Consider the following 9,932-nt stretch of genomic DNA (forward strand, 5'->3'; position numbering starts at 1 on the left):
CGTGCGCATAGCAAGGCTGTTGCGTGGGCGGTCCCCAACCTCTCTGAAGATTCATGACGATCAGCGTCAGGTTATCAACCTAAATCTCACAACAACGCCCCTGCTGCATTCCCGTCGAACAACCCGGCATCACGCACGTAGCGTGACAGCATCAGGTCCGAGGCATGGCCTGTCTGTGCTCGCACTTTGAAGCTCGGCACCCCGGCCTTAATGGCGCTGGTGGCGAGGCCAGCGCGGAGGCTGTGGCCGCTGTAGCCTTCGGGGTCGATCCCCGCCCCAGCGAGACGGTCGCGCAGGATGGTGGACACGGCGTCGGAGCGTAGGCGGTTGGGCCGCACATTGCCGTGGCGGTCAACTGGGCGGAAGATTGGGCCTTCGTCCTTGTTCAGGACACCCAGCCAAGCTGACAGTGCGGTCACGGGGCAATGGCGGGTGCGACCAAGGGGAATGCCGATCTTGCGTCCTTGGCCTGTTTGGTCGGTCTTGGAACGGCGAAGGTGCAGGACCAGACCTTCGCGGACCTCTTCGATGTCAGCCATATCAAGCCCCACCAGTTCCGAGGACCGGAAACCGCCTGCCCAGCCAATCAGCAACAACGCCCGGTCACGTTTTCCACGGGCATCATTCCCAAGCCCATCCAGCAGGATGAACAAGTCTTCGCGCAACAGAGGGCGGGCCTGATCCTGAGCGGTGCCTTTCACTCGTTTGATCCCCCGCATGGTGGCCCGCACGATCTCGCTGCGGCACGGGTTCGGCCAGCCGTTTGCTTCGTGGAGCTTGCTTAGGGTGGCCACGCGCCGCGCGAGGCTGGACGGAGCCAGTGTGTCGGCGTGATCTGCCAGATAGCGGGCGACCAGATCAGCAGACGCAGGTAGCACCCCGCCCCAATCAGAGAAATGCGCCAGATCGGCCCGGTAGGCTTTTCGCGTGTTTGCAGACAGGCTTTCGCGAATGAAATGCTCAACGGCTTCATCTGCCGTCAGATCGGTGCTTCCTCCGCCCTTTGTGAACCGGGATAAGAAAGGATTATGCAGGGTTAGAATGAGATCGCTCATGCCACGCCCTCCCGCACAACCTCGGCCCGGATCGCGTTCAGCTCGGGCATCGCATCCTTGAGGGCGGCCAGCCCGAATTCGAGAGCTTCGCGCGGCAGACCTGAGCATTCCCACTGCCACCTGTCCCGCAGGCTGGCGCTCAGCGGCCCGACCGCGTGGCGGCGCAGGCACTGACCTTCGACCCGAAACAGCAGCTCCCCGGCAACCTGCACTCGGTTCGTTCGTGGCAGGAACGCCCCGGCCCATGACGCCATGCCTGCATTTCGCAGGAGCAGCCGACCAAGGGCCGCACGACCGGGCCGCGTGTACATGTCAAAGGCATAGGACGGCACCCCATTGATCCGTGTTTCAACCGGGGTTGGATCATCTTGAACCCCGGTTGCGACCACCCCGTTTTCGAGGGACAACAGAGCGACAAACGGCGACAGCATGGCCGAAGTCTTGGTGAAGTTGGCCCGCGCGATCTGCACCATCGTGGGCGCGACGCCCAATTCAGCCAGGGTATCGAAGGCCAAGTTCGGATTGCCTTTGCGTGTCGGCAGGTGATCGCTCTGGCAACGTGCCGTGCCGACCAGATACCAGAGCGCGAGGGCCTTGCGGTCGAGCGACGGGCAACCCAGAACAATCTGGCGCAGGCGGTCATCTGACATCGCGCCGAAGCGGGTGCGGTCCTCAGCCAGATCAGGCAGCCGTTCGAGGCTCATGAGCAGATCATCGGCAGCGCGGGATTTGCGGGCATCCACCATGCGCCGGATCAAGTATTCTGTGACAACCGCATCCCCGCCCAGATCACGCCGCACCTTTGCGCTGGCCAGACACGCGGCGGTGATCGCCACGGTTTTGATATCCGCTATGCCGATGTCTTCGGCGGCGATGATATTGAGGCGGCGCAAGAGGTATTCCCTTTTGGCCTCCAGCAAAAACCGTCCGGCTTGACGCGCCGCATACAGATCGCCACGGCGGATGGCTTTCTGCAAGAGCGAGCTAGCGACCCACTGGGTGCTGGTGAACGGGGCGATCCTTGGTCCCGGATCAACTGCGGCAATCCCTTGTGCGGCGATGGTCTGAAATCTGGTGAGTTTGGATGTGTCTGTCACGTCGTGCCCTCCTTGGCTTTGTGGAGGGGGGCGAGATCGTCTCACCCACATTTAGCGTACCCTGTAACACCGACAGGGGAAGGGAAATCGGGGGAACAGGTCGGGTTTCCCCCCAAAAACACCACCCCATATCGCGTGCAGTTAATTGCAATTTCGCTAGGTATCCACATTGGCACAACATCTGGACTTGCGGGTTGGCTGGTTTTGTCCCCCCGGAAAACCACGCTGAATTTCCACTTTTGCCACCCCACATCCAGCCAACCAGCATTGGCTGAACCCGGAATATTGGAATGTCTTCAAAACTGTCTCTGGGACATTTTTCTGACCGGCGAACACGACGCGTCATCCCTTTCAACTCGACCGGGTGCCAGCCATCCGCTAAAAGCCAAGCTGAGCGGTACGTGCCGCTTGGGGCTTAGAACACCCCGAAGCAAGAGGTTGGTGCAGACCTGAACTGCGCCGACGACCCTGACTTCTTAGGTCCGGGAGCCTGTGGCGTATGTCCAGGGCTCCCGCCTAAAGGCCGTGGGGACCGGGCTTGCTTCGGTTGTTCTAACTCCCGGATCAGGGAATTTCAGAGTGTCAGCAACCCTGCGGGGACGTACCGCAGCCGTTGCCCGGAGTTAGGATGAAAGCCATTGGAACACCCGTCATCGTGAGTGCGGACGGCGCAAGCCAGCTTGAGCAGATTTCGCTGACACAGAACGAGCTTTATGATGAGCGCTGGCTGCAAGAACTGATTTTCAAGAACCCCTCCCTTCTACCAATGGATCAGATCGAACCGGGGCTGGGCGAGTTGATCCCGGCTTGCATGGAATTGCCGCTGCGCTGCGGGTATCTCGACAACCTGTTCCTGACGCCTGATGGCGATGTCGTCATCGTAGAGGTCAAACTCTGGCGGAACCCTGAAATGCGGCGGGCAGTTCTGGCCCAGGCATTGGACTATGCGTCAGCTTTGTTCTCCATGAGCTATGAGGAGCTGGATGCTGCGGTCAGGAAGGCCGATGGCGCGAATGGCCGCACGATGTTCGAGATCGCCGATGGCCCGGAGACGCTGGAAGAACCGGAATTCGTCGACGCACTGATCAACCGACTGAAAACTGGCCGGATCGTGGTCATCGTGGCCGGGGATGGCATTCGCGGTGAGCTGGAAAAACTGGTCGAACAGTTGCAGACCCACGCGGGTTTCCGATTTACCTTCGCGCTGGTCGAGCTGGCCCTTTTCCACGCTCACGATGAACGCTGGCTTGTCGTGCCCCGTACGCTGGCCAAGACCTATCGAATAGAGCGCGGCGTGATCAGGCTGGAGGGCGATAGCGTTTCGGCCTCGTTCGAACCGGCCCCAGCGCCCCGCGCTTCGTCGTCAGCGCGTTCGGTATCGCCCGAGGCAAAAACCATCTCGTCCGATATTTTCTATGACGCCATGCGCGGCATTGATGCGGACCTGCCAAGGCAGATCAACGACATGCTGGGCAAGGTCGAGACCTACGGCGTATATCCTGAGTTCTCGAAATCCCTGCTCATCAGGATGGCGCTGCCAAATGGAGATGTCGCCCATCTCGGCTTCATAGAGCGCAACGGCAACGTCTGGTTTAGCACGCCTAGTGAAACCAAGCTGCCGAACCGTGACGCAGAGAACATTTTCTTTGCCGAGCTGTCGGCACGATATGGCTGGGCGCGGGAGGGCATCCTCGGCAAAGAAAAGCTTACCTTAAAAGGCACACGCCCAAAGGTGGCGGAGTTGGTTCAAGGATCGGCCGGTTTCGTTGCTGCTGTAAAGAGTCTCGCCGACCACGTTCGCTCAGATTAAGACAACTACCAGGCGGCAACTGCTCATGCCGCTGCTGACAATGACTGAATAACTGTGCAACGGCTGTGCTTCGGGGCAGTGCAACCCAATCTGCCATAAGAATGCAATTGGGTGATTTGAAGGTTTTCCTATCAAGCCTCTGCGCGAAAACGCTTTTTCTGAGCATACGCATGTTTCCTGAGGGAAGGGCCGGTGCAGATCCTACACCACCCAACTGTGCAAAGGATTGCTCGACAAGCCAGATTACCACATCTTCGGCGGCAATCTGGAGATATCGACATGACAGCCGTTGATCGCGCCCTCGCACAACTTTCACATTCGCCCCTCAACCGAGCCGAATTCATCTCGGTAACGGAGGCGGCCAATATCTTGAACAGGTCGCTACGGACCGTCCGATATTGGGAGAAGGACGGCCACATGCCCCCGCGCAAACGGTTCGGCAAGAAGCTGATGTACCGGCGACAGGACGTGGAAGAACTCGCGCAGCTACTGGGGGGCCATGATGCTTGACATCAATCAATCGCCCGGACAGCTGGAAATACTTCACAACGAAAAAGCATACAAACGCGCCATTCATAGGGATCGGGTCCGATACAACCAGCACATGGTGACGCTGAGAGAGTCTATTGTAGCGGGGGATGCGAATTCTGCCGCCTTGGCGCGAGACTGGCTTCTGACATCACCCAGTTCCAAACGAACGGCCATCGCCCAACTCCTGATTGCAGGAAAAGACATCGACGTTTGGACCTATCAGGACGTGAAAGCTCTGGCAGACACCGTGACGCTTTTCGAGCCGATGGCCGAGCCCGTTACGGTCTTCGCGAAAGAAAAGACGTCAAAACGTGGGTTTCGAGCGATCTTCTCTTTCGGGGACCGACATCGTGTTGGACAGCGTATGTTGGCAAACTTGATCGAATCCCACACCTTCAAGCGCAGCTACCAGCATTTTGATGACGGTGTTCCAAAAGCGATCAAGCGGGTTCTGGCCCAGATAGATGCGGGCGAAGTCTGGCTCGCTCATCTAGATATCAAAGACTTCTTCCCCTCATTCACAATTGAGGGGCTCACTGACTTCTTACCGCTGCCGCAAACAGTGGTAGAAGCCGCCCTGACCGGGCGGAACATGATGCTGGAGTGTGCATCATCACCACAGGGGTTATCCCCTCAACACCTCATCGAGGAAGCCCGCCGGGGCTTGCCACGAGGAGCGGCGTCATCGCCTGCAATCTCTCATCTGTGCGTATCACATTTGGCGCTGGATGTCGCGATCCTTGAGCATCTATTCAACTACGAGGACGACTTTCTGATCTTGGCCAAGTCCAAGGCCGGATTGGCAAGCCGGATCGAGGCCTTGACGGATGCGGTTGGCAATCTCCCCGGCGGGCAATTCGAACTTTCGGTCAAAACCGTCGCACACGCCTCAGAGGGGCTGGATTTTCTAGGACACCGGCTTTTCCGCAGCAATGGCCAGGCGCGGGCGGAGCCAAGTGTGGGCAACACGATGCGGCTCGCCAAACGGTTGCATGAGATCGACGAGAAACATGCGGCGTTTTCGAAATTGCCAGGAAAGATCGACAAATCAGCGCTCTTGCACAGTTGTGCAGACAAATTCGCGGTTATTTCAGGGTGGAAGGCAGCGTTCGCGACATGTCACCCTGAAACCGAAGGCTGGCAACACCTATTGGCGATCGAAGAAGGCGTCCACGCGGACTTGAAGGCGCACGGGTTATGCCCCTCTGACCTCCCGGCGGCGGCAGAGCCACTGAAACGACAGAACCGAAAATTCTACTATTACAAGTGGTTCGCCTAACGGCGTTCACCAGTCCGCTCCAGGAATCGACACTGGATAGCAAACTTTCTCAATCTCCTCTTTCAGCCGCGCTATGGAAGCCCCTTTGCCGTAGCCCCAATGCGCGGCGTCATCAGAATGGCCACAGAGCTGCATAGCGATGGCGTCCGTCACGTTGGCGTCATGCAGGGCGTCCACGAAATTGTGCCGAAAGCTGTGGAATACATGCAGAGGGGTTCGAAACTTCCATTTGTTCCCGAGATTATACCAGAACTTGGACCAGGGTTGGCTGTAAGTCCCATCGCTGCCGAGTTTCAAATCTGGGAACAGGCGACCGTCAGGTCGATTTTCCACAAAGTCGAGAAACCCAAGGTTCAAAATGGCGGAGTGGATCGGCACCCGGCGATAGCTGGACCCGGTCTTGAGATTCTTGACCTCGTCCTCTGGCTCGTCCTCCCATTTCGAAATGTCAAAGTACGCGATCCCATCTTCGGAACGGATGTCTGATTTCAGAAGCTGGATGATCTCGCCAGCCCGCATCCCTGCGAACAGCGCGATCACAGGCACCCAATACCGCCCGTCTTTCATCAGCAAATTACCCTTCACGCCGGATCGGGCAACGCTGCTCCGTCCGGTGTAGATCGGGGTCTGGAATATCTGATGCAGCTGCTCAGGGCTGTAGGGGAGCCGTTTGGGCTTGCCCTTGGGCGGTTTCTTCACCAGCAGCTTGATGTCGGCCCCCGGCACCTTCGGCAGGTATTCTTCGGCCACCATCCATGCGACGAACCGCTTGAAAAAATCGAACCGCTTTTTCTGGGTCTCATAGCCCATTTTGGGCAGCAGCTTGCCTGCTTCCACCGCCGCAACCGGGTCCAGGTCGCGGGTTTCGGGCTTTTTTTGATAGTGGGCGGGTATCTGGCCGATCAGATCGCGCAGCGATTTCATGTCATTCGTATCGAGCAGGGATGCGGGCTTGTCGAAGTCGATCACGGCACGGGCGAGATCGAAGGACAGCCTTAGGTCGCCAAGGGTCTTGTCCTTGATTTTCTGCGCGGCGAGCACGCCTTCGTATTTCTTGGCCAGCTCGCGCAAGGGCGGGGCGACAGGAATTGAAGGGGCTTGGACTGTTGGAATAACCTGCACCGCCGCCGGGATTGTGCCATCTGACGAAGGCTCAACGCCTTCAAACAACGGATCAGCAATCTGCGTCTGGGCGTAATCACCGTGGAGCTTCGCCAACAGTAGGCGGTCCGCCTCGATCTTGGCTCTGAGCAGGCCCGTCTGGGCGCGCTGGAGCGCCTGAAAACGGCTTGATAGGGTATCCGGGGGGATTGCCCCCACAAGAGTGGTTGCGTCGCTCTGCACGTCGCTGGGGAAGTCCCTGACCGCAAGACGCCGACGAAGGAGGGCGAGCCGGGTCTCAAGGGTGGCGATGCAATCCTCGACATCCACCTCAGCTTCGGGCGCGAAGATGTCGGCAAACTCCTGCCCCCAGTCCAGCGCCTCGCGGAAATAGTCGCGGATCGCCTGATCTATTGCTGTATCCTGACCCTGAGCCATCCTCCGCGCCTCCGTCACCACGAGATCAACATGATTGCTGATCGCGCGGCATCGCATGAGAGCCAATGATCGCTCAGCAGTCCTTAACGAAATCTTAACCTCTTTTCGGCCCGCCACATCCCAAAAATTCTGCGGAACCGAGGCGCGAAAATAGAAGGTTCGCCCGCGTGTAACCAGCCTTGGTATCGTGGCCATCCTTGCCCTCACTGTACCAGTTGACTGTACCAGGGCGCGGATTTCGGCCTTCCCGAAAATCAGTATCGTTTTATATCAGCAGGTTAGCCGTGAAATGGCGGAGACGAAGTCTTACCAACAAAATCCATAACAGATTGTTTTAATGTAATAAAAATTTACATCCCACTTAGCATACCACATAAAGCACCACACAGGGCGCGCGCACTTGCTAGCCAGGGCGGATGCCCGTCACAACATGGCCTCGATATATCGAGGGTGATACCTGACGATCTCCCCATATTTTTGAATGTCAGTATCGGAAAAGCCCATCTTCTTTAGACTATTGATCTCGCGTGCGTTGGTGCGCCCAGCAGTGACTGCAAGATCGAAAAGCCCTCGCTCTTTCTCTGTGATGTCGAACTTCCGAATCTTGTAACATTCGTCCGGCGACAAATCCAAAACTGGCACCCTGCTCTTGAGTGTTTCAACCAGTGCTTGGCATTTGTCACTTTCAGACATTACACCACCTACAGTTAACATTTTCATTCCGTCCGCATACTGGACCCTGAAGAACGAGCTAAAAACGCCATCCGACCGAGCCGCGAAGGCATTCTGAAATGCTGCGATCAGGATTTTTTGAACCGCTTGGTGAAAATTGGCATTCTCTAGGTCCGTCCGTTGGACGGTAAGCGCCAGGTCACCTAGACTATCTTGCAATATCGCCAACCGCTCCAATGAGCTCTTTCTCTCAAGAACTTTTGTCGGTTCTGCCGCAACAGTGACGAACAAGAAACTATCTAGTTTTATCCTGGGAGCGATTGCTTGAATGTCCCTTGTTATGTGAGGTCCAACTCCACCATCGTAGTCGAGCCAATAGAGTGTATCTTTCTCATATTGGTCAGCCGCAATAAAGCTGGTCGCATTCTCGTTTTTTACCTTAATAAAGCCATAGGGCTTATTGAAACTCGCGCGTTTGAACATCACCTTGTCATGCTCAAGGCTGATCATATTGGTCATTCCAAAGTACTTGTGTAACAACATATAGTCATAGAACCGGTTCGCCCCCATGCCTACGTAGCGATAGTCGGGAATCTTGAACCCACATTCCGTAGCCGCGCGAAAGCACTCTAACATCAACTTCCGTTCACACTGCTTCGAGGGCCTCAGATCGTATGAGACAAATTTTGCTGACGACTGAACCATCAATCTTCACCAACTTCATTTTTCAGAAAGAAGTTGAACGTATGGCGGCCAACTTCCGAGCCCGACATGCTCGGCTTCATCAAGTAGTCGGTAATGGCCTGAACATCATCAATTTTGGCATCAAATTGTATTCTGGTGGTTGTTTTAGGTGGGCGCTTAGGAACTTCAAATGTCGTTTTTTTGCTCGTAGAAACCGTGATGGCCGACACTTTTCCCTGCGACACCTCAGACAGCTCCTTCATGTCGATCGATGTACCATCCTCTGAGTATCGACTATCCAAGAACGACGTTACTGGCCGCCCAACAGAAACCATAAGCCGTTTTGCCTCCTGCCAGATTTCGCTATCTTCATTGATACGCGACTTCGTCGTGTCCCATGGAAGCTGCTCGGCATGCTTTGAAACGAAGAACACTGTACCTAAGAATGGGCGATGCTTAGGTTGAAAGGTGGGCAATCCGTTGTTGTTCCAACCTGTCAAAGAAGACTTATCGGCGTGAATTACTGCCCTGCCGTTACAAAAAACATGCCAACCTGCACCAGCCTCCTTGAAGCGGCCGGCTTCAGGAACCCCCAACCCAGCAGCGATGGCACACGATACATCGCCCTTCACGAGCCGGTCTTGTTCGATGTTCTTCCCGGACTGCAAATTTGCAGGAAGTACTGCTTCGTTGCCTACGAAAATATTGACGAACTTTGACAGAAAGAACGAATATGTGCGTGAAATACTTTCCTGAAGTTGCTTAAGAAAAAGGCCATCGGTTATACGTTTGACCGTCTCCGAGTACAACTCAGTGACAGATATGCTTGTGCCGCAGTCCTTCTCGGGAGCGGGGTCTCTTTTAGTGAGGTCGAATTTCCAAGGCACTCGTGGATCCTTAGCCCAGTCGGCAACATCCAACAGTAACTCAAATCCGCCTTCGACATGGTCTGATACTATGTGAACCTTATTGCCCAACTTGAAGATTGCTCGCTTCAATCCAAGGCCATAAACCGACAAGCGATCTGAATCGTTTTCTTCATCTTCAGATCGCCCAAACTTGAACACATGTTTTTGCGCGGTTTCCGATGAAATTCCAGGTGCTGTGTCGATGACTTCGATTTTTTCCGGAGACAAATTTAGACGGATATCGGCCGAAGGTAAGAGCGATTTGTCGTTGAGGGCTTTGACATATCCATCAGCGGTTTCGAGTGTCCGTCGTCAGAGTTTTTGGAACCAATGGCGGCCTAAACTAAGAGAGAGTTT

8 protein-coding genes and 1 pseudogene are annotated in these 9,932 nt (G+C 55.8%); 3 read left to right on the top strand and 6 right to left on the bottom strand.

Features of this window, described 5'->3' with window-relative positions:
- Window positions 1-86 precede the first annotated feature (86 nt).
- Window positions 87-1,055 carry a site-specific integrase gene (locus AC5EFR_RS04615; protein ID WP_493574785.1) on the bottom strand — a complete coding sequence of 323 codons (969 nt, stop codon included), beginning with the start codon at window positions 1,053-1,055 and terminating at the stop codon, window positions 87-89.
- Entirely contained in the window at window positions 1,052-2,152 is a 1,101-nt protein-coding gene (locus AC5EFR_RS04620) for a hypothetical protein (protein ID WP_493574786.1), read from the bottom strand. Before AC5EFR_RS04620 ends, AC5EFR_RS04615 begins: the two co-directional genes overlap by 4 nt.
- A gap of 628 nt (window positions 2,153-2,780) precedes the next feature.
- Here AC5EFR_RS04620 and AC5EFR_RS04625 point away from each other — a divergent pair.
- From AC5EFR_RS04625 to AC5EFR_RS04635, 3 genes are all read left to right on the top strand, one after another.
- Complete coding sequence (locus tag AC5EFR_RS04625; protein ID WP_493574787.1) at window positions 2,781-3,962, top strand: hypothetical protein; 1,182 nt, start codon at window positions 2,781-2,783, stop codon at window positions 3,960-3,962.
- Window positions 3,963-4,241: 279 nt separating this feature from the next.
- A complete protein-coding gene (locus AC5EFR_RS04630) occupies window positions 4,242-4,472 on the top strand; it encodes a helix-turn-helix domain-containing protein (RefSeq protein ID WP_493574788.1) in 231 nt (76 codons plus the stop codon).
- Window positions 4,465-5,772, top strand: coding sequence for a reverse transcriptase domain-containing protein (locus tag AC5EFR_RS04635; RefSeq protein ID WP_493574789.1), 1,308 nt, complete (start codon window positions 4,465-4,467; stop codon window positions 5,770-5,772). The genes AC5EFR_RS04630 and AC5EFR_RS04635 overlap by 8 nt, the downstream gene beginning before the upstream one ends.
- Before the next feature lie 6 nt (window positions 5,773-5,778).
- Here AC5EFR_RS04635 and AC5EFR_RS04640 read toward each other — a convergent pair whose 3' ends face one another.
- From AC5EFR_RS04640 to AC5EFR_RS04655, 4 genes and pseudogenes are all read right to left on the bottom strand, one after another.
- Window positions 5,779-7,311 (bottom strand): site-specific integrase, encoded by a 1,533-nt coding sequence (locus tag AC5EFR_RS04640; protein ID WP_493574793.1) that lies wholly within the window; start codon window positions 7,309-7,311, stop codon window positions 5,779-5,781.
- A 12-nt stretch (window positions 7,312-7,323) separates the two neighbouring features.
- Window positions 7,324-7,506, bottom strand: a pseudogene (locus AC5EFR_RS04645) (DUF6538 domain-containing protein); the annotation flags it as partial.
- A 228-nt stretch (window positions 7,507-7,734) separates the two neighbouring features.
- A complete protein-coding gene (locus AC5EFR_RS04650; RefSeq protein ID WP_493574790.1) occupies window positions 7,735-8,688 on the bottom strand; it encodes an O-methyltransferase in 954 nt (317 codons plus the stop codon).
- Window positions 8,688-9,803, bottom strand: coding sequence for an ATP-binding protein (locus AC5EFR_RS04655; RefSeq protein ID WP_493574791.1), 1,116 nt, complete (start codon window positions 9,801-9,803; stop codon window positions 8,688-8,690). Before AC5EFR_RS04655 ends, AC5EFR_RS04650 begins: the two co-directional genes overlap by 1 nt.
- Window positions 9,804-9,932 lie beyond the last annotated feature (129 nt).

Source organism: Pelagimonas sp. (assembly GCF_058892305.1).

Bases quoted from the DNA above. Each gene is read 5' to 3' on its own strand.
- AC5EFR_RS04615 (WP_493574785.1), bottom strand. From the start codon at position 1,055: ATGAGCGATCTCATTCTAACCCTGCATAATCCTTTCTTATCCCGGTTC.
- AC5EFR_RS04625 (WP_493574787.1), top strand. From the start codon at position 2,781: ATGAAAGCCATTGGAACACCCGTCATCGTGAGTGCGGACGGCGCAAGC.
- AC5EFR_RS04630 (WP_493574788.1), top strand. From the start codon at position 4,242: ATGACAGCCGTTGATCGCGCCCTCGCACAACTTTCACATTCGCCCCTC.
- AC5EFR_RS04635 (WP_493574789.1), top strand. From the start codon at position 4,465: ATGCTTGACATCAATCAATCGCCCGGACAGCTGGAAATACTTCACAAC.
- AC5EFR_RS04640 (WP_493574793.1), bottom strand. From the start codon at position 7,311: ATGGCTCAGGGTCAGGATACAGCAATAGATCAGGCGATCCGCGACTAT.
- AC5EFR_RS04650 (WP_493574790.1), bottom strand. From the start codon at position 8,688: ATGGTTCAGTCGTCAGCAAAATTTGTCTCATACGATCTGAGGCCCTCG.